This is a genomic window from Streptomyces sp. NPDC034049 (genome assembly GCF_055575575.1).
In genome coordinates this window covers 1-19,841 of sequence record NZ_JBVISJ010000009.1, presented here as the reverse complement: position 1 = coordinate 19,841, position 19,841 = coordinate 1, and the positions used below count along the sequence as shown (strand labels likewise).

Annotated in this window: 11 protein-coding genes; 5 read left to right on the top strand and 6 right to left on the bottom strand. The window is 72.6% G+C overall.

The genetic code is table 11. From position 1 onward, the window contains the following. Nucleotides 1–39: 39 nt before the first annotated feature. The 5 genes from ccrA to ACZ52C_RS25035 all read left to right on the top strand — a co-directional run bounded on the left by ccrA (nucleotide 40) and on the right by ACZ52C_RS25035 (nucleotide 6,302). Nucleotides 40–1,365: a crotonyl-CoA carboxylase/reductase gene (ccrA, locus tag ACZ52C_RS25055; RefSeq protein WP_469077159.1), complete on the top strand. Its 1,326-nt coding sequence runs from the start codon at nucleotides 40–42 to the stop codon at nucleotides 1,363–1,365. Between the two features lie 4 nt (nucleotides 1,366–1,369). Beyond that, the gene (locus ACZ52C_RS25050) at nucleotides 1,370–2,368 is read left to right on the top strand and encodes a 3-oxoacyl-ACP synthase III family protein (RefSeq protein ID WP_469076846.1); all 999 of its coding nucleotides are present in this window, start codon (nucleotides 1,370–1,372) and stop codon (nucleotides 2,366–2,368) included. Then, the gene (locus ACZ52C_RS25045) at nucleotides 2,365–3,249 is read left to right on the top strand and encodes a 3-hydroxybutyryl-CoA dehydrogenase (RefSeq protein ID WP_469076845.1); all 885 of its coding nucleotides are present in this window, start codon (nucleotides 2,365–2,367) and stop codon (nucleotides 3,247–3,249) included. The genes ACZ52C_RS25050 and ACZ52C_RS25045 overlap by 4 nt, the downstream gene beginning before the upstream one ends. A gap of 435 nt (nucleotides 3,250–3,684) precedes the next feature. Then, nucleotides 3,685–5,148 (top strand): flavin monoamine oxidase family protein, encoded by a 1,464-nt coding sequence (locus ACZ52C_RS25040; RefSeq protein ID WP_469076844.1) that lies wholly within the window; start codon nucleotides 3,685–3,687, stop codon nucleotides 5,146–5,148. 269 nt (nucleotides 5,149–5,417) lie between these two features. Next, entirely contained in the window at nucleotides 5,418–6,302 is an 885-nt protein-coding gene (locus ACZ52C_RS25035; protein WP_469076843.1) for an NAD(P)-dependent oxidoreductase, read from the top strand. Nucleotides 6,303–6,610: 308 nt separating this feature from the next. Here ACZ52C_RS25035 and ACZ52C_RS25030 read toward each other — a convergent pair whose 3' ends face one another. From ACZ52C_RS25030 to ACZ52C_RS25005, 6 genes are all read right to left on the bottom strand, one after another. Continuing rightward, nucleotides 6,611–7,483 carry an NAD(P)-dependent oxidoreductase gene (locus tag ACZ52C_RS25030; RefSeq protein WP_469076842.1) on the bottom strand — a complete coding sequence of 291 codons (873 nt, stop codon included), beginning with the start codon at nucleotides 7,481–7,483 and terminating at the stop codon, nucleotides 6,611–6,613. Between the two features lie 201 nt (nucleotides 7,484–7,684). After that, a complete protein-coding gene (locus ACZ52C_RS25025) occupies nucleotides 7,685–8,446 on the bottom strand; it encodes an SDR family NAD(P)-dependent oxidoreductase (RefSeq protein ID WP_469076841.1) in 762 nt (253 codons plus the stop codon). Nucleotides 8,447–8,458: 12 nt separating this feature from the next. Continuing rightward, entirely contained in the window at nucleotides 8,459–9,103 is a 645-nt protein-coding gene (locus tag ACZ52C_RS25020) for a hypothetical protein (RefSeq protein WP_469076840.1), read from the bottom strand. Between the two features lie 11 nt (nucleotides 9,104–9,114). Continuing rightward, nucleotides 9,115–9,579, bottom strand: coding sequence for a flavin reductase family protein (locus tag ACZ52C_RS25015; protein ID WP_469076839.1), 465 nt, complete (start codon nucleotides 9,577–9,579; stop codon nucleotides 9,115–9,117). A gap of 541 nt (nucleotides 9,580–10,120) precedes the next feature. After that, the gene (locus ACZ52C_RS25010; protein WP_469076838.1) at nucleotides 10,121–16,654 is read right to left on the bottom strand and encodes a thioester reductase domain-containing protein; all 6,534 of its coding nucleotides are present in this window, start codon (nucleotides 16,652–16,654) and stop codon (nucleotides 10,121–10,123) included. 100 nt (nucleotides 16,655–16,754) lie between these two features. Then, nucleotides 16,755–19,841 (bottom strand): type I polyketide synthase (locus ACZ52C_RS25005; RefSeq protein ID WP_469076837.1); only part of this gene is annotated, 3,087 nt, incomplete at its 5' end.

The following is a 19,841-nucleotide window of genomic DNA, read 5'->3' as shown; positions in this document are numbered from 1 at the left end:
CTCGGTGCGGGGCCTGTCACTTCACGAGACTGGAGCATGATGGATTCCCTGACCGAGGCCGTGCTCGCGGGGGCACGCGCGGAAGTGCTGGAACGGGAGCCGGTGCCGGAGCGGTACACGGCGGCTCACCTGCGGGCCGAGGACGTCGGCATGTTCGACGGGGACGGCGACAAGGACGTGCGCCGGTCCATCCACGTCGGCAGTGTGCCCATGCCGGAACTGGCCCCGGACGAGGTGCTGGTCGCGGTGATGGCCGGCGCGATCAACTACAACACCGTCTGGTCCGCGACCTTCGAGCCGGTGCCCACCTTCGGCTTCCTGAAGCGTTTCGGGCGCCAGGACGGCCTCGCCGCCCGTCACGACCTGCCGCACCACGTCATCGGCTCCGACGGGGCCGGCGTGGTGGTGCGCGTGGGCAGCGCCGTACGGAACTGGCGCGCCGGCCATCACGTCGTCGTCAGCTGCGTCCAGGTCGACGACCAGGAACCGGCCACGCACGCGGACGCCATGCTCGGCGCGGGCCAGCGCATCTGGGGCTACGAGACCAACTTCGGCGGCCTGGCGCACTACACCGTGGTCAAGGCCAGCCAGCTCCTGCCCAAGCCGGCCCATCTGACCTGGGAGGAGGCCGCGAGCGTGCTGCTCACGGCGGCCACCTCCTATCGGATGCTGATCAGCGACAAGGGCGCGCGGATCAAGCTCGGCGACATCGTCCTCATCTGGGGCGCGACCGGCGGCCTGGGCGCGTTCGCCGTGCAGCTGGTCAAGGCGGCAGGAGGCATCCCGATCGGTGTCGTCAGCTCGGAGAGCAAGGCCAAGGTGCTCCGGGCGCTCGGCTGCGACGTGATCATCAACCGCGCCGAGACGGGCCTCGGCCGTGCCGACACGCCCGAGGAGACCATCGAGCAGGGCAAGCGGCTCGGCCGGATCATCCGCCAGGAGGTCGGCGAGGACCCGCACGTGGCCTTCGACTACATCGGCCGCGCCACCTTCGGGATCTCCACGTTCGTCGTCCGGCGCGGCGGCACGGTGGTGACCTGCGGCTCCAGCACCGGCTACCAGCACACGTACGACAACCGCTACCTGTGGATGAACTCCAAGCGGATCATCGGCAGCCACGCCGCCAACCTCCAGGAGCAGGCCGAGCTGAACCGGCTGGTGAGCCAGGGCAGGATCGCTCCCGTGCTGTCCACCGTGTACTCCCTCGACGAGGTCGGGGAGGCCGCCCGCCTGGTGCAGAACAACGAGCACATCGGCAAGGTCGGCGTGCTCTGCCTCGCTCCGCGGGAGGGGCTCGGGGTCACCGACCCGGCGCTGCGCGAACGGATCGGCGCGGCCGCGCTGAATCCGGTGCGGAGCGTCTGACGCCATGACCGAGCGCCCCATCGGCATTCTGAGCACGGGTTCCTACGTCCCCAAGGAGGAGGTCACCAACGCCGAGATCGCCGCGCGTGTCGGTGTCCCGACGGAGTGGATCGAGGAACGGACCCATATTCGCGAGCGCCGCTACGCCGCTCCCGACGAGGCCACCTCGGATCTCGGCATCCGCGCGGCGGCACATGCCCTGGAAGCGGCCGGACTGGAGGCGGACGAGGTCGACTACCTCATCGTCTCCACCTCGACGCCCGACTCCCCCCAACCGCCCACCGCTTTCCACGTCCAGCGCGGGCTCGGCGCGCACGCGGCGGTCTGCTTCGACGTCAACGTCGTCTGCAGCGGCTTCGTCTACGCGCTCGCGATCGCCCGCAGCCTGATCCGGGAACGCCCCGGCAGCCGGGCCCTCGTCGTGGGCGCCGACATCTATTCACGGATCCTGGACTTCACCGACCGCCGTACGGCTGTCCTGATGGCCGACGGCGCCGGCGCGGCCGTCGTCGGCGAGGTCGACGGGCCGTACGGGATCACCGGCTTCGAACTGGCGTCGCGCGGCGACGCGCACCAGCTCATCCGTGTCGAGGCCGGGGGCAGCAGACTGCCCGCGTCCGAGCGGACCGTCCAGGACGGCGACCACTACTTCCGCATGGAGGGGCGTGCGGTCCGGGACTTCGTCCTGGACCACTTCCCTCCCCTGCTCGACGCGTTGTGCGCCCGTACGGGCGTCTCCCGCGAGGACATCGCGCACTTCGTTCCGCACCAGCCCAACGGGGTCATGCTGGCGCAGCTCGTCGAGCGCGCGGGCCTCACCGCGGCGCACACCCACCGCACGCTCGAACGCTATGGGAACGCGGGCAACGCCGCCGTCGCGATCACCCTCGACGAGGCCCACCGTCAGGGCCACCTCCACCCCGGTGACCTCGTGCTGCTCGGCGGCTTCGGCGGCGGCATGTCCATGGGCGCCGGTCTCATCCGCTGGGGAGTGAAAGCATGAACACGACGTTACCGAGCACACCGTCCATCAACCGGGTGGGCATCGTCGGCTGCGGACTGATGGGTTCGGGCATCGCCGAGGTGTGCGCCCGGGCCGGGCTGGACGTGACGGTCGCCGTCTCCAGGCCGGAGTCCGTGGAGCCGGGCCTGAACCGCATCCGGAACTCGCTCGGCAAGGCGGTGGCCAAGGGCAGGCTGACCGAGACGGAGCGCGACGCGGCGCTCGACCGGATCGAGCTGGTGCCGGACCTCAAGGCGATGGCCGACCGGCAGTTCGTCGTCGAGTCCGTCCGGGAGGACGAGAAGACCAAGGTGGAGCTGTTCGCCGCCCTGGACGCCATCGTGGAGGACCCGGACGCCATCCTGGCGACCAACACCTCCTCGCTGCCCGTGATGCGTCTGGCCCGTTCCACGGGACGGCCCGGCCGGGTGGTCGGCGTCCACTTCTTCAGCCCGGTGCCCATGCTTCCGCTGGTCGAACTCACCAGCTCCCTGCTCACCGAGGGGCCGGTGGCGGACCGGGCCGAGCGGTTCGTCTCCGAGGTGCTCGGCAAGGAAGTGATCCGCACCCCCGACCGGGCCGGATTCGTCGTCAACTCGCTGCTGTTCCCTTACCTGGTCTCGGCGATCCGCATGGCCGAGTCGGGCTTCGCGACGCCCGAGGTCATCGACCGCGGCATGCGGCTGGGCTGCTCGCACCCCCTGGGGCCGCTGCAACTGTGCGACCTCATCGGCCTCGACGTCGTCGCGTCCATCGCCGGGTCACTGTACGAGGAGTACAAGGAGCCGCTGTACGCCCCGCCGTCCCTGCTGATCCGCATGGTCGAGGGCGGCCTGCTGGGGCGGAAGACGGGGCGCGGCTTCTACACGTACGACCGCTGAGGCAGGCGCGGCGACGGTGCGCGGACCATCGCGCACTCTCTCCCCCCGGGCGCCCGGCCCGGTTCCTCCGCCATTACCGGAGGATGGATTGTCCGAATTCCCTCTGGACTAGCCTCGGTCGAGGGGATCAGGCGGCGCACACCGGTGGCCGGCGTCGGCCACCGTGACTCGCGATGCCACGCAGGTGCGCCGATTCCCCAGGGGGGAGCAAGGACGACGGAGTTGCCGGACGGCGACGCTGTCCCGCGCACCGCACGCGCGCTCTGTCGTCCGGCCATTCCGGGCCGGGGTTCTCGGGATCGATTCCGGAACGCGGCTGCTGCCTGACCCCGCGGCGTCTCACGGGGGACGTCCGCGCACCACCGCCGTCGCTCGTGTCGGCCCAACCGGCCCGCACGAGCGGTCGGTTCAGGACAGTCACTTCGAGGAAGACTTATGACCATCGAGAACACTTCGTCCCAGTCCCGGCCCGCCGAGGACCCGCCCGCCGGCGGCTCGCGCCGGCTCTCACGCCGGTTCCTGCTGAAGGCGGCGGGTACCACCGCGCTGACCGCCTCGGTCGCGGGAGCCACGTCCGGTACGGCGCGGGCCGCGGCCCGCGCCGACTACGACGTCATCGTCATAGGCGCCGGCTTCGCGGGGGCCAGCGCCGCCCGCAGCCTCACGGCCAAGGGCCTGAGCGTCCTGGTGCTGGAGGCCCGCAATCGCATCGGCGGCCGGGTGTGGACGTCCACCTTCGCCGGTGAGCAGGTCGAGATGGGCGGCACCTGGGTCGACGAGAAGCAGCCGCTCGTGTGGCAGGAGGTCCAGAAGCACAAGCTGGCCCTGACCGCCGACGCCCCGCCCGCCCGCAGCTACTTCCCGACCACCACGACCGGTGGCTGGCAGGCCTTCGACCCCTTCGACCTGTTCGCCCGTCAGTCGCAGGTGGTCACGCCCCTGTTCGAGGGGTCGAGGGAGTGGTTCCCCGACCCCTACAAGCCGTTCCAGCGGGAGGACCTGCTCCGCGACCTGGACAAGCTCTCCATGCGCGACCGGCTCAACCAGATGCGCTACAGCCCCGCGGACGAGCTGCTGGCCGACCCGGCCACCTCCTATCTGACCGGCTCCGCCTCGACCATGGGGCTCACGGAGCTGGCCCACTGGTGGGCGCTGACCGGCCACAGCTACGAGGGCTACGGCAGCATCAACACCTACCGTCCCACGGTGGGTTCGACCGCGCTCGTGCAATCCATCCTCAACGAGTCCAAGGCCACGGTGAAGCTCAGCTCGCCGGTGACCAGTGTGTCGGTCAGCGCCAAGCAGGTCACGGTGACGGCGAAGGGAACGAACTACACCGCCGGCGGCGTGGTGGTCGCGGTTCCGGTGAACGTGTGGAACAGCATCAAGTTCGCGCCCGGCCTGCCCACCGAGTACACCGCCCTGTCCACCCGGGGCCTCGGCGTGCGCACGGCCCAGAAGTTCATGATGCACGTCCGGGGTTCCGGCCTGGTCCGGTTCTCCGCGGAGTCGCCGGCCGCCTCCTCCTCGAAGATCACCGCGGTGTTCCCGTTCAAGGAGCGCTCCGACGGCAACATCGTGATCGGCTTCAGCAACGCCTCGTCGTTCAACGCCGGCGACCGGGCGACCGTGCAGACCGAGCTGCGGAAGATCATCCCGGGGATCGAGGTGGTCGCTGTCTCCGCCCAGCATTGGGGCCAGGACCCGTACTCCCAGGGCGGCTGGGCGGTGCGCGGTCCCGGTGTCCTGATGGGCTCCCTGCGGACGGTCCAGCAGCCGGTGGGCCCACTCGCGTTCGCCACCAGCGACATCGCCAGCGGCTGGAACGGCTACATGGACGGCGCCATCGAGAGCGGCAACACCGCCGCAGGCCAGATCGCCGGCATCCTCGGCGCCTGACGGCGGCTCTCCCGGCCGCGGCCCCTGCGTTCGCGCGGCGCACGCAGGGGCCGCGCCGGCATTCGTTCTTCGTGATCACGGCCCGCGCTCATATCACCGGGCCGGCCCCAGCGAATAGCAAGAAATCCATAGTTTGTCATTTTCGCGCGGCTGAATTATTTCTTCCGCAGAGCCGGGTGCATCGCCACCGTACGCACTTGATTTCCGCTGGCGCACCGGTAACACTCATCCCCGGCACCCGATTGATTTCAAGTGAGAGGGAACACGAAATGGCGGGCAATACCGCAGTTACTGTCATCGGTCTGGGAGAGATGGGGGCGGCGCTCGCCGGCGCGTTTCTGAAGGCCGGTCACTCGACGACCGTCTGGAACCGTACGGCCGCCAAGGCCGACGCCCTGGTGGAGCAGGGGGCCGAGCGTGCCGCCACGGCCGCCGAGGCCGCGCAGGCGAGCCCCGTGGTCATCCTCTGTCTCCTCGACTACGCCTCCGTCCGCGAGGTCCTGGACCCGATGGGCGACGCTCTGAAGGGCCGTACGGTCTACAACCTCACCAACGGCACCCCCGAGCAGGCCCGGGAGACCGCGAAGTGGGCGGCCGACCTTGGTTACGACTACATCGACGGCGGCATCATGGCCGTGCCGCAGATCATCGGCACCGACCACGCCTACGTGCTGTACAGCGGCGCCGGCACCGAGTCCTTCGAGCGCGACAAGCCGGTCCTCAGCGCCATGGGGGACGCCCGTTTCGCGGGTACCGACCCGGGCATGGCGTCCCTGCTCGACCTGTCCCTGCTGGCCGGCATGTACGGCATGCTCGGCGGCGCGGTGCAGGCCATCGCCATGGTGCGCTCCGAGGGCGTCAACGCCCAGAAGTTCTCCACCGAGCTGCTGATCCCGTACGTGACCTCGATCGCCGGGATCGTCGCGAACCTGGCGCGCCAGATCGACAACGACGAGTACGGCGTCGGCATCTCGGCGGCGCTCAGCATGCAGCAGGTGGGCTTCCGCAACATCGTCGAGGCCAGCCGGAGCCAGGGCGTCAGCTCGGAGCTGCTGGACCCGATCCAGTCGCTGATGGACCGCCGGGTCGCCGACGGCTTCGGGGGCGACGACTTCTCCGGCGTGATCGAGTTGCTCAAGCAGAACAAGAAGTGACGGTGCGGGGGCATTGACCCCGCCGCCCGCCGGGTGAACATTTTCGGCCTCCAGGATTCATTCCTGGAGGCCGAAAACATTTCTCCGGCCTGCCCACTCCACGGTAATCGAGAGACAGCAGGGACTCTCTTCCCGGCTATTTTCCGACCGCTGACATGCGTTTTTGAGAGCGCTTTGAGCGCGCTTTGACCGACGACTCTTGTGACGACGCAGACAATGGAATCGGACATCCGGAAACTGCCGGTCACCGTGCTCTCCGCACCGCTTCGAGTACCGCCATCCGGTGCGTGTCGGCGGCAGCGGACCGCTCATGCGGAGGGCTGTCCGAGGAGTTCGACGATGCTGGTGGCGCTGTCCTCGGCCCGGCCCGCCGCGAAGCCCCGCCGCAGGAGTTCCCGCACCGCGGCCGGCAGCGAGGAGTCGACACCGCTGTCGAGGCCGGTCTCCACGACGTGCTCGATGCTCGCCAGTCCCATGGAGAGCCGCTCCACGTCGCCCGCGAAGTTCCCCTCGTCCAGCCGGGGCGTGTAGAAGCCCAGGAAGTCCGGCATCGAGGCGAGGGTGCCGGAGGCGTAGGGCAGGAGGTCGGAGGCCGAGATGCCGTTGGCCTTGGCGACCGCGACGGCGTGCAGCCAGGAGGACAGGGACGTCCAGAAGATGTCGAGCTGGAGCTGGTAGTAGAGGGCGGCCAGTCCCTGGTCCTCACCCCGGTGGTCGGCGGCGGAGATCACTTCGAGCGTGGCGCGGTGCTCCTCGAAGACGTCACGGGGCCCGCTGTAGAAGGTGAGGGCGCCCGGGCCGGCGATGCGGTGGGGCGGCACCGTCACCCCGCCCGTCAGGTACGCCGCACCGTGCAGGTTCACCCACTCGGCCGCCTCGCGCGACCTGGCCGGGGTGTCCGAGCTGAGGTTGACGACGGTCCTGCCCTCCAGTGCCTCGGTGGCCTGGCCGAGGATGGCGTACATCGCCTGATGGTCCGTCAGGCTGAGCAGGACGAGTTCGTCGGCGGCCAGGGCGTCGGCGACCGTGGGTGCGAGGACGGCTCCCTTGGCCACGAGGGGCTCGGCCTTGCTCGCCGTCCTGTTCCACACGGTCACCCGGTAGCCCTTGGCGAGATACGCGTCGGCCATCGCACTGCCCATCGGGCCGAGTCCGACAAGGGTGAGCGACTGCTTGGACATGGGTGTCCTGCCCTCTCGTGGTGGGGGGGTGGCGCCCCGGCGCCACAACTGGCGTCACCGCTCGGGTGATTCGGTCCGGCTGGACGAAGGAGCCGGCCGAACGGGGCACCCTCACACGCCTCTTGCGTGGCTTGCGAATCTATCCGGGGGGCGTGCGGCGGCAGTAACGGCCGAGTAACCGCCCCTCTGCCGTGCCGGTGCTCACTGGTTGACGAAGCCGCCGTCCACCGGCAGGACCGTGCCGGTCAGAAAGGGGCAGCGGTCGCTGAGCAGCCAGGCCGCGGCCGCGGCTATCTCCTCCGGCTCGGCCGTACGGCCCTGCGGGGTCATGGAGTTGACCATGTCCTCCAGGCCGGGGTTGCGGGCGAACCAGTCCGTGGTGATCTCGCTGCGGGTGGTGCCGGGGGCCACGGCGTTGACCCTGATGCCCCGCTGCGCGTACTCGTCGGCGGCTGCCCGGGTGAGCCCCACGACGGCGTGCTTGGAGGCCACGTACGGCGCGGCGGCGGGGATGGCGACGAGACCGCCGACGCTGCTGTTGTTGACGATCGCGCCGCCGTGCTCCAGCATCGCGGCGATCTCCGCGCGCAGACAGTTGAAGACACCGCGCACATTGATGTCCATGATGGCGTCGTAGGTCTCGTCGTCCATCTGGTGCAGGGGGGTGCGGTCACCGCCGACGCCGGCGTTGTTGAACGCGCCGTCGAGCCGCCCGAACGTACCGACGGCCGACTTCACCGCGAGGGCGGCCTCCTCGGGCGAGGTGACGTCGGCGACCGTGTACGCCGCCCGGGCCCCCGCGGCGCGCAGTTCGTCGGCGAGGGCGGCCAGCCGCTCCTGTCTACGGGCGACCAATAAGACCGCCGCGCCCTCCTGTGCGAACACTCTGGCCGCCGCCGCTCCGATGCCGCTGCTCGCGCCGGTGACGAGGACGACTTTTCCCGCAAGAAGATGTTTGTTCATAAGAAGATCCTGTCAGGACTTGATGTGCCTGCTGTGAACTTCTTTTGAAATGCGTGATCGCGGCGTGTCTCGGCGGGTCCGGGCCGGTCCGGGTGCCCGGCGGACCGAGGTGCCCAGGTTCCTGATGAGATCGGCGGCCCGGGAGCCCGGTCGCGGCGTCCCGTCGCCGAGCAGGACGAGCGCGGCGCACTCCATGAGCAACGTCCCCGTCTCCGCCGCCAGTTCGGGTTCCAGCGGCCGCTCCTGGGGACACGCGCCGCCGTCCCGCGTCCGGCATTCCCGGCCGGACGCCTCCGCGAGGGTGTGCGCCCCGTGGCGCAGCAACGCCCGCCGCAGCCGGGCGTCTTCGCGTTCGGCGCGGCTGAGCACGGTGTCGAGTGCCTCCGTGTACGCGGTCATCACCGCGGCGGTGAAGGGATCGCCGAAGGCGTGCCGGTCGGTGAAGCAGGTGCCCCGCGGATCGGGGAGTCCCCGGGCGGCTTCGGGGCCCTCGAGGGTGCCGTACGGGTCCGGGGCCCCCTGCCGCCGGGCGGGCGCGGGCCGGGTGAGACGCGGCACCGACCGGGCGAGACCCTCGTTCAGCGCCTCGATGAACCAGGGGCCGACCATGGGATCCACGGGCCAGGCCGGCCGCTGTGTGCTCGTTCCTGCGGACATGGTCACCCCTGTCACTCGGGGGCGGCTCCGAGCTGTCGGAAACCGCCGTTGAAGAAGAGCAGACCGGACGTGTCCGGTGCGGTGACGGCGTGGACCACGTCACCGATGAAGATCGAGTGGTCGCCCACGTCGTACGCCTCGGACAGCTCGCACTCCAGCCAGCCGACCGCGCCGTGCAGCAGCGGGGCCCCTGTGCGGGGACCGGGCTCGTGGCCGATCCCACGGAACTGCGCAGGGCCCAGCGGCCTGGCCTTGTCGGCGAAGTGGCGGGCGGCGGACTCCTGTCCGGCGCCGAGGATCGAGATGCCGAACCCGTGTGCCGAGGTGATCGCCCGGTGCATGACGGCGCTGTGGGCGACGCAGCACAGGATCTTCGGTGGATCCAGGGAGACGGAACTGAACGCGTTGGCGGTCATTCCGTGCAGGTTCTCGCCACCGACGCTCAACACGATGACGCCGGTCGCGAAGCGCGCCATTGCCGACCGCATCGACACCGGTTCCACCGGAATTCGGTGAAGGACCTCGTTGACTGACACAGGACTCATTCCGAAACCCTCCGAAGAATCATGGGAAAAGCGTAGGCGGCCGTCTTCCGCTGTCTCCCACCACGGAGTAACCGCCGTGGCGGGGCGGCTCGTTGCCTGTCGATGACCGGCAGATGGCAGGCTCACGACCGGGAACTCCGGGGCTCCCGGGGCCCTTTCGCGCGTATTCCCGACCGGCCCGGACGACCTGGGAGTGATCCAGGAGCGCTCTAGCCATGACGGCTCTCGACAAAGACCTGGACCAACAGGTCCCGGCACGGGCGGAACTCGCCGTCCGGGCGTTCAAGAGTAATGATGTCGCCACTCTCGACCGGCTTTTCGCCGCCGACGCCATATCCGTCCAGGAGGCCGGCAGTGTCCTTTCCGGTGCGGGTGTCGGAGTCCTACGTGACGTCCGACACCGCGCTGCTCGTCGTGGACCGGTCGATCGAGGTGGCCGGGACGCGACGGCGTCCCGGCCGCGGCGCTGTGCTCACCGGGCGGCGCCCGCCCCGGCTCCGCTCTCCCGCGGGGCGGGGAAGTAGCCCGCGTCCGCGAAGAACTCGACGTACGTCCGGAACAGTTCGCCGGTGACCGGCGGGCACTCGATGCCGGTCCCGTCGAGCGCGGCGACGGTCTCGGTGGTGGCGATGGCCGGGTAGAAGGACTCGCTGTCCGCCACGAGCAGCTCCACCGCGTCGAGCAGCGGTGCGGCGGCGTTCTCCGGGTCGGCCCGCACCAGCTCGAACCAGGTCTTCCGGTCGAGCTCGTCCAACGGGTAGCCGTACGCACGCAGTTGGGCCACCACGTCGGCGAACGTCACATGGCTGTCGTTGCACAGGTGGTAGGTGCCACCCCCGGCGGACCGGCGCCGGGAGACGGCCACCAGGGCGGCGCTCGCGTAGTCGACCGGCATCAGTCGGAAGACACCGGGCAGTTCGGCCGGCGCCGCGCCGGCCTGGAGCATCCCCTTGATGGTCAGCCACACGAAGTCACGGGTCTGGCAGGCCCCGTTGACCTGGTCGCCGGCGATCTGGTCGACCCGGTAGACGTTCACCGGCAGGCCGCGTTCGCGGGCGATGTCGATGATCTGCTCCGTGACCCACTTGCTCTGGGTGTAGCCGTTGGGCAGCAGTTCGCCCGGCCCCGCCGGATCGGTGACCCGCAGCGGCACGCCCCGGGTCACCGGGCCGGCGAAGACACCCGTGGTCGACACGTGGTGCAACGGGACGGTCCGGTGCCGGGCGGCGAGCCGCAGCAGTTCCTCGGTGCCGAGGACGTTGGCGGCCCGCACCGTCGCGTACGGGTGGATCCAGTTGACCGAGGCGCCGGCGTGGTAGACCACGTCGACGGTACGGGCCAGCGCGTCGAACTCCTCCTCGGTCAGCCCGAGCCGGGGCGCGGCGAGGTCACCGACGACGACCCGCAGACGGCCGGGGTCGATGTCGTCCCGGATGCGGTACCACTCCAGGTTGGCCCGGACCCGCTCCAGGGCCTCGGCCTCGTCGGCCGCGCGCACCAGGACGTGCACCCGGGCCCGTGTCGTACGCATCAGCTCGCGCAGCACGAACGCGCCGAGGAAGCCCGTGACGCCGGTGAGCAGCGCGTCCCCGGGGTCCTCCGCCACCAGGTGGACCTCGTCGGCCGGCCGGATGTCGTCGGCGAGCCGGATCTCGGCGGCGAAGTCCACTCCCGGCCCGGCCCGGCCCGCCACTCCGCCGACGATCTCGGCGTGCAGGTACGCGGCGAGCGCGGCGGGCGACGGGTGGTCGAAGACGAGACCGGCGGGGAGCCTGGTGCCGGCCGCCGCGCCGAGCCGGTTGCGCAGTTCTACGGAGGTCAGGGAGTCGAAGCCGAGCTCGGGGAAAGCCTGGTCGGGCCGGATGCCGGAGGGGTCGAAGTGGCCGAGGACGGCCGCCACCTCGGCCCGGACCACGTCGAGGACGATGCGGAGCTGTTCCGCCTCCTCCTTGCCGTCGAGCAGGGCGCCCAGGCTCTCGGTGCCGAGCGCCGACTCGCTGACCGTGCGGCGCGCCGGTGTGCGGGCCAGGGACTCGAAGACCAGCGGCGCCGAGGTCCGCTGCTCGCGCAGGGCCTCCACGTCGACGGGCACGCCCACCAGGGCGGGGGCGCCCAGGGCCATGGCGGTGTCGAGGATGCCCGGTCCCGCGTCGGACGCGACGAGCCGGAAGCCGGCCCGCACGATGCGGTCGATGTCGGCGGCGTCGAGATCGGCGGCCATCGCGCCGAGCTGCTCCCACAGGCCCCAGGCGACGGACGTCGCGGGCAGGCCGTGGGCGGCGCGGTGCTGGGCCAGGGCGTCCAGGTAGGAGTTGGCGGCGGCGTAGGTGGACTGGCCGGCGCCGCCGATCACGCCGGCGAGCGACGAGAAGAGGACGAACGCGGACAGGTCCATGTCGCGGGTGAGTTCGTGCAGATGCCAGGCGGCGTCGGCCTTGGGCCGCAGGACCGCGTCGAGCCGCTCCGGGGTCTGTGCGGTGACGAGGCCGTCGTCGAGGACACCGGCGGCGTGGACCACACCGGTCAGCGGCCGGTCGGCGGGCAGACCGGCCAGCAGGTCCTCCAGTGCGGCGCGGTCGGCGGTGTCGCAGGCGGCGACGGTCACCTCGGCGCCGAGTGCCGTGAGGGACTCCCGCAGTTCGTCGGCGCCGGGCGCGGCGGGGCCGCTGCGGCTGACGAGCAGCAGATGGCGCACCCCGTGCACGGCCGCCAGGTGGTGGGCGAAGAGCGCGCCGAGGGTGCCGGTGCCGCCGGTGACGAGGACGGTGCCGTCGGGGTTCCAGGTGCCGCCGGGTGTGGTGCCCGGTGCCGGGGCGTCCACCCGCGTGACCCGGGGGACGAAGGCCCGGCCCTGCCGGAGCGCGGCCTGGGCCTGGCCGGAGCGCACCAGGGCGGGCAGGGCGGCGAGGGAGGCCGGGTCGTCGTCGAGGTCGACGAGCACGAACCGGCCCGGCGACTCCGACTGCGCGGTCCGCAGCAGTCCCCAGACGGCGGCCGCGCCGAGGTCGGTGACGTCCTCGGCGCCTACCGCGACGGCGCCGAGCGTGACCATGACGAGGGGGACGTCCTCCACGCGGTCGTCGGCCAGCCACTCCTGGACGGTACCGAGGGCGTGGTGGGTCGCCGCGTACACGGAGGCGATGTCCTGCCCCTCGCGGGCCGGGGTGTGTCGGCTGAGGACGGCGTCGAAGACGGCGCCCGCGTCCACGGCCTTGGCCGCCGCGGCCACGTCGGCGAGCTGGACGGCGTCGAACAGGTCGGTGCCCAGCTGCGCCAGGGCGGCGGGCCGGTCGGGCGTCGTGGTGAGGCCGAGGGGCCGCCAGTCCACGCGGAGCAGGGAGTCGTGGCTGCGGGCGCCGACGGCTCCGACGGCCGTCGCGCCGACGGGCCGCGTCGTCAACGAGGCGATCGTGGCGATCGGCCGTCCCGTCCGGTCGGCGATGTCGACACGGACGGCGGCCTCGCCGACCGGGGTGAACCGGACGCGCAGGGAGGTCGCCCCGCCGACGTAGAGCTGGTAGCCGCTCCAGTGTGTGGCGAGGCGGGCCCCGCCGCCCTCCGCAGTGCCGAGTGCGAGCGGCAGCGTGTGCAGGGCCGCCTCCAGCAGGGCCGGGTGCAGTGCGAACTCGGCCGCCTGTGCGCGGAGTTGGTCGGGGGCGCGGACCTCGGCGAGGAGGGTGTCGCCGTCCCGCCACAGGCCGGTCAGGCCGTGGAAGGCGGGGCCGGGGGTGATGCCGTCCGCCGCGAGCCTGTCCCGGACCTCCGCCTGGTCGAGGGCCGTGGCGCCCGGGGGCGGCCACTGGGCGAGGTCGGCGGTGTCCCCCGGGGCGCGCAGGCTGAGGCGGCCGGTGGCGACCTGGGTCCAGGGCACGTCTCCGCTGTCCGGGCGGGCGTGCACGGCGAACGGGCGCGCTGCCGTGGTGTCGTCGGGGTCGGCGGCGTCCACGACGACCTGGATCTGAGTGCCGTCGCCGGTGGCGAGGACCAGGGGCTCGTGCAGCGTCAGCTCGTCGACGGCGGTCAGGCCGACCTCGTCGCCGGCGCGCACGGCCAGTTCGGCGAGGGCCGACGGCGGCAGCACGGCGGCACCGTGGACGGTGCTGTCGGTGAGCCAGGAGTGGGTGTGGGCGGAGATACGGCTGGTGAACAGGGTCTGCCCGGCTCCGGCCACGGTGACGGCCGCGCCGAGCAGCGGGTGCTCCGCGGGGGCGAGGCCGAGCCTGGTGACGTCGACGCCGGTCGCGGCGTACCAGTGGCGCTCGCGCTGGAAGGCGTACGTGGGCAGCCGGACCGCGCGGACCCGGTGGCCGGCGAAGACCGTCCGCCAGTCGACGTGACCGCCGCGGGTGTGGAGCGCGCCGAGCGAGGTCAGGAACCGGTCCAGGCCGCCGTCGTCGCGGCGGAGCGTGCCGACCACGACGGCGCGCTCGTGGCTCTCCTCCAGGACCGGGCCGAGCACCGGGTGCGGGCCGACCTCGACGAAGGAGTGGTAGCCGCTGTCGACGAGGGCGCGGGCGGTGGCCTCGAACTCCACCGGGCGGCGCAGGTTCTGGTACCAGTACTCGGCGTCCAGGGTGGCGGTGTCGAGCGGGCCGGCGGTCACCGTCGAGTAGAACCGCGCGGTGCCCGTACGGGGGCGGATGGGAGCCAGGGCCTCGATGAGGCGGTCGCGGATCTCCTCCACCTGGGCCGAGTGGGAGGCGAAGGCGGTGGAGAAGCTCTTGGCCCGGATGCCGTCCTCCTTGCACCGGGCGATGAACTCCGCGAGGGCCTCGCCGTCCCCGGACACCACGGTCGAGCGGGGCCCGTTGACGACAGCTATGGACAGCCGCTCGCCCCAGCCCTCCGCTTCGAGGCGGGCGGCGAGCCGTTCGCGGGAGAGGGCCACGGAGGCGATGCTGCCGCGGCCGTGCAGCACGCGTGCCACCCGGCTGCGCAGGGCGGCCACGCGGGCCGCGTCGTCCAGGGTGAGCGCCCCGGCGACGTAGGCGGCGGCGACCTCGCCCTGCGAGGAGCCCACGACGGCGTCCGGCTCCACGCCGTAGGAGCGCCACAGCGCGGCCAGGGAGACGGCCACGGCGAAGGAGGCGGGCTGTAGGACGTCGACGCGGTCGAGGGACGGCGCGCCGTCGGCGTGCCGCAGGACGTCTTCCAGGGACCAGTCGACGTACGGGGCGAGGGCCTGCTCGCAGGCGCGGATCGAAGCGGCGAACACCTCGGAGGTGTCGAGGAGTTCGACGGCCATGCGGTCCCACTGGCCGCCCTGCCCGGGGAAGACGAAGACCGTTTTGCCGCCGTCGACGGCGGTGCCCTGCACGACGTGCGGCGAGGTCTCGCCGTCGCGCAGCGCGCGCAGGCCCTCGCGCAGTTCACCGAGGTCCGCCCCGATGACGCCGGCCCGGTGGGGGAACGTCGAACGGGTGGTGGCCAGGGAGTACGCGATGTCCAGCGGGTCGGTCGCGGGGTGCCGTTCCGTGTGCGCGAGGAGCCGTCCGGCCTGGGCGCGCAGCGCCTCGGGGGTCTTCGCCGACAGGACCCACGGCACGGCCGGGGTGGGGGTGACGTCGGCGGCGGGCGTGCCGTCGCTGTCCTTCCCGGCGGGCTCGGCCGGCTCGGCGGGCGGCGCCTGCTCCAGGATGACGTGGGCGTTGGTGCCGCTCGCACCGAAGGCGGAGACACCGGCGCGGCGCGGGCGTCCGGTCTCGGGCCAGGGGCGTGCCTCGGTGAGCAGGCGTACGGCGCCGGCCGACCAGTCGACGACCGGGGTGGGGTTCTCGGAGTGGAGCGACCTCGGCAGAATGCCGTGGCGCAGGGCCTGGACGGTCTTGATGATGCCGCCGACGCCGGCGGCGGCCTGGGCGTGCCCGATGTTGGACTTCAACGAGCCCAGCCACAGCGGGCGTTCGTCGGTGTGCTCCTGCCCGTAGGTGGTGAGGAGCGCCTGGGCCTCGATCGGGTCGCCGAGCGTGGTGCCGGTGCCGTGCGCCTCGACGGCGTCGACCTCGGTGGCGTTCAGCCGGGCGTTCCGCAGGGCTTGGCGGATGACCCGTTCCTGCGAGGGCCCGTTGGGCGCGGTGAGGCCGTTGCTCGCGCCGTCCTGGTTGACGGCGACGCCCCGGACCACGGCGAGGACGTCGTGGCCGTTGCGCCGGGCGTCGGACAGCCGCTCGACGACGAGCAGGCCGACCCCCTCGGACCAGCCGATGCCGTCCGCGGCGGCGGCGAACGGCTTGCACCGGCCGTCCTGGGCCAGTCCGCGCTGCTGGGAGAAGTCGATGTGCCCGCCGGGTGTCGCGGCGACGTACGAGGCTCCCGCGAGCGCCAGGGTGGACTCCCCCGAGCGCAGCGACTGGACGGCGAGGTGCAGGGCGACGAGCGAGGAGGAGCAGGCGGTGTCGATGGAGACCGCGGGCCCTTCGAGGCCGAGGGTGTACGCGATGCGGCCCGACCCCATGCTGCTGAGCTTGCTGGTCATCAGGTAGCCGTCGAACTCGCCGGGGGTGTCGAGGCCGAGGTAGCTCTGTTCGACGAGGCCGGTGAAGACGCCTGTGCGGGACCCCTTCAGGGTGGCCGGGTCGATGCCCGCGTCCTCCAGTGCCTCCCACGCGGTCTCCAGCAGGAGCCGCTGCTGCGGGTCCATCGCCAGGGCCTCGCGGGGGGAGATGCCGAAGAACGAGGCGTCGAAACGGGTGGCGTCGTCGACGAAGCCCGCCTGTCTGACGTAGGTCCGGCCGGGCTTGGCGGGGTCGGGGTCGTAGAGGTTGTCGAGGTCCCAGCCCCGGTCGGCGGGGAAGTCGGTGATGGTGTCCCGCTCGTCCATGACGAGCTGCCACAGCTCGTCCGGGGAGGAGACGCCCGGGTAGCGGCAGGCCATGCCGACGATCGCGATGGGCTCGTCCCTGCCGGACTCGAGCTCGGTCACGCGCCGACGGGCCTTCTGGAGGTCGCCGGTGACCTTCTTGAGGTAGGCGAGCAGCTTCTCTTCGTTGGACATGTCGTTGGACATGCGAACCTCGGATCTCCTTGGATCGTCCGGCGGATGGGGGAAGCGCGCTGCGGTTCGGGGCCGGGCCGGGCGGTTCGGGTCCGCCCGGGCCGGCCCGGACTCAGTGGGTGGGGTCGCCGATGCCGTCGAGCTCGGTGTCGATCATGGCGAAGATCTCCTCGGCGGAGGCCGCCTCGATGCGGCTCGTCATGTCCTCCGCCGGGTCCGCGCCGACGGTCAGGCGGGACACGAGCGTCTGGAGGCGTACGAGGAGTTCCGCACGGCCCGGGTCGTCCGCCGGGCCGTCGACGAGCGCGGCCTCCAGGGAGTCCAGCGCGGTGAGGACCGGGGGCCGGCCGTCGACGCCCTCGGGGGTGAGGAGTTCGAGGAGGTGCTCGGTGAGCGCGGCGGGCGAGGGGTGGTCGAAGGCAAGCGTGGCCGGCAGCCGTACGCCCGCCCGTTCGCCGAGCCGGTTCCGCAGCTCGACGGCGGTCATGGAGTCGAAGCCCATCTCCTGGAAGGCGCGGTCGGCCTCGACGGCGCCGGGGTCGGCGTGTCCGAGGACGGCGGCCACCTCGGTCCGCACGAGCGCGAGGACGGCCTCCCGGCGCTCCTCGGCGCCGAGGCCGGCGAGCCGGGCGGCCGGCCCCGCGTCCGCGGTGCCGGCGGTGGCACCGCGCCGGTTGACCACTCCGGCGAGTGTGGCCAGGACGGCGGGCACCGGGCCGCCCGCCCGCAGGACCGCGGGCTCCACGGGCAGGGCCAGGGGTGCGGGAGCGTCCAGACGCAGCGCGGCGTCCAGGAACCGCATGCCCTCGTCCGGTGTCACCTGCCGGAAGCCCTCGCGCAGGAACCGGTCGCGGTCCCTGTCGTCGAGGCCCGCATTGATGCCGCCGTCGATGTCCCACAGCCCCCATGCCACTGAGGTGGCGGGCAGTCCGAGGGCCGCCCGGTGGTGTGCGAGGCCGTCGAGGAACGCCCCGGCCGCCGCGAGGTTGGCCTGGCCGGGTCCGCCGACGACACCGGTGTGGGACGAGAAGAGCACGAACGCGGTCAGGTCCCGGTCGCGGGTCAGTTCGTGGAGGTGCCAGGCGGCGTCCGCGCCGTCCCGCAGCACGGCCGTCAGCCCGTCCGGGGTCAGCGTGGGCAGCAGGGCGTTGCGCACGCTCCCGGCGAGGTGAACGACCGCCGTCGGCGGGTGCTCCTCGGGGACGCCGGCCAGGACGGCCGCGAGGGCCTCCCGGTCGGCCGCGTCGCACCGGGCCACGGTGACGTCCGCGCCCGACTCCCGCAGCACGGCGGGGAGTCGGGGGTCGTGCCAGGACTCCTCGTCGCGCCGGTCGAGCAGGAGCAGCCGCGTCACCCCGTGCCCGGTCACCAGGTGCCGGGTGACGTGTGCGGCCAGGGCGCCGCCCGCGCCGGTGACGAGGACGGTGCCCTGCCCGCCGAAGGCGGGGGCGCCACCGGTGGTGGTGTCCGCCGGGGCGTGCCCCGCGGTCGGTGTCTCCGGGTGCCGGGGCATGGCGCGGTGCAGCCGGGGCAGCAGGACCGTGCCGTCGCGCAGCGCCGCCTGCGGCTCGCCGGAGGCGAGGACCGCGTCCAGCGCAGCACCTGACGGTGTGTCGTCCACGGCGGCGTCGACGAGGACGATCCGCTCGGGTGCCTCCGCCTGGGCGGAGCGCACCAGGCCCCACACCGCGGCGACGGCGGGATCGACGGGTTCCCCGGGGACGGCGGCGACCCCGCCTCGGGTGAGCACGACCAGCCGGGTGTCCGTGAGCCGTTCGTCCGCGAGCCACGTCCGCACCAGGTCGAGGGTCTCCAGCACACCGCCATGCGTCGACGCGACGACGTCCCCGGTGTCCCCGGTCCGGTCCGCGAACGGTTCGGCGAGTACGGCGTCCACGGACGCGCCCGCCGCGACGGCGTCGCCGAGGCCGGTGAGCGACGCGTACCGCTCGGCGTCCAGGTCGGTCCGCGTCGCGCCGACCACGGCCCAGCGCACCGGGGCGCCGGGGGCGGCGGCGGTGAGCGGGGGCCAGCGGAGGTGCAGGAGCGGCTGCCGCGCGCCGTCGGCCGACGCGAACCGGTCCTCCGGCACGTCCTCGAAGACCAGCCGGTCGACGGTGAGGACCGGCTGCCCGTCCGCGTCCGTCAACTGCACGCGGACGCCGTCGCCGTGGGCCGGCGCGACCCGGACGCGTACCACCGAGGCACCCGTCGCGTGCAGCCGGACACCCTGCCAGGCGGCCGGGACCCGGACGCCGCCGACAGGGGGTTCGCCCGTGAGGCCGCGTACGGCGCGCTCCAGCAGGGCGGGGTGCAGACCGTGGGCCGCGGCGTCCGGCAGGAGGCCCTCGTCCAGGTGTGCTTCGCCGGCGTCCGACAGGCCGTCGGGCACGGTCGCGGGTTCCGGGTCCGTGGCGGTGCCCAGTACGCCCTCGGCGTGCGGGGCCCGGTCGGGCTCCGTTCCGTCGGCCACGAGGTGGACGGTGAAGGGGCGCCGACCGGTCTCGTCGGGCGCGCCGACGACGGTCTGGAGCCGGGCGGTTCCGTGGTCGGGCAGGATCAGCGGCCGGTGCACGGTGAGGCTCTCCAGGTGTTCCGCGCCGACCTCGTCGGCCGCTCTGACCGCGGCCTCGACGAGGGCGGAGGCGGGCAGCACCGGGGTGCCGAGGACCGAGTGGTCGTCGAGCCATCCGTGGGTGCGCCGGGAGAGGCGGCTGGTGAACACCGTCTGACCGGTGCCCGCGACCGCTACGGCGGTACCGAGCAGCGGGTGCCCGGTGGCGTCCGGGCCGGCTCCCCCGTCCTCCGGCGCGGTGGGCTGCAACCAGTACCGGTCGCGCTGGAAGGCGTAGGTCGGCAGGGGGACGCGCCGGGCGCCGGTGCCCTCGAAGAATGCCTCCCAGTCGACGCGGACGCCCCGGCTGTGCAGGGCGGCGAGTGCCTTGACGAGGGTGTCGGTCTCGGCGCGGTCGCGTCGGAGCAGGGTGAGGGCCTGGGCGTCGTCGCGGCCCTCGGCTTCGAGGGTCTCCTGCGCCATCGCGGCCAGCACCCCGTCGGGGCCCAGCTCCAGGAACGTGGTCACGCCCGACTCGACGAGGTGGCGTACGCCGTCGTGGAAGCGGACGGCCTGACGGATGTGACGGGCCCAGTACTCGGGCGAGGTCAGCTCCTCCTCCGTCGCCAGCACCCCCGTCACGTT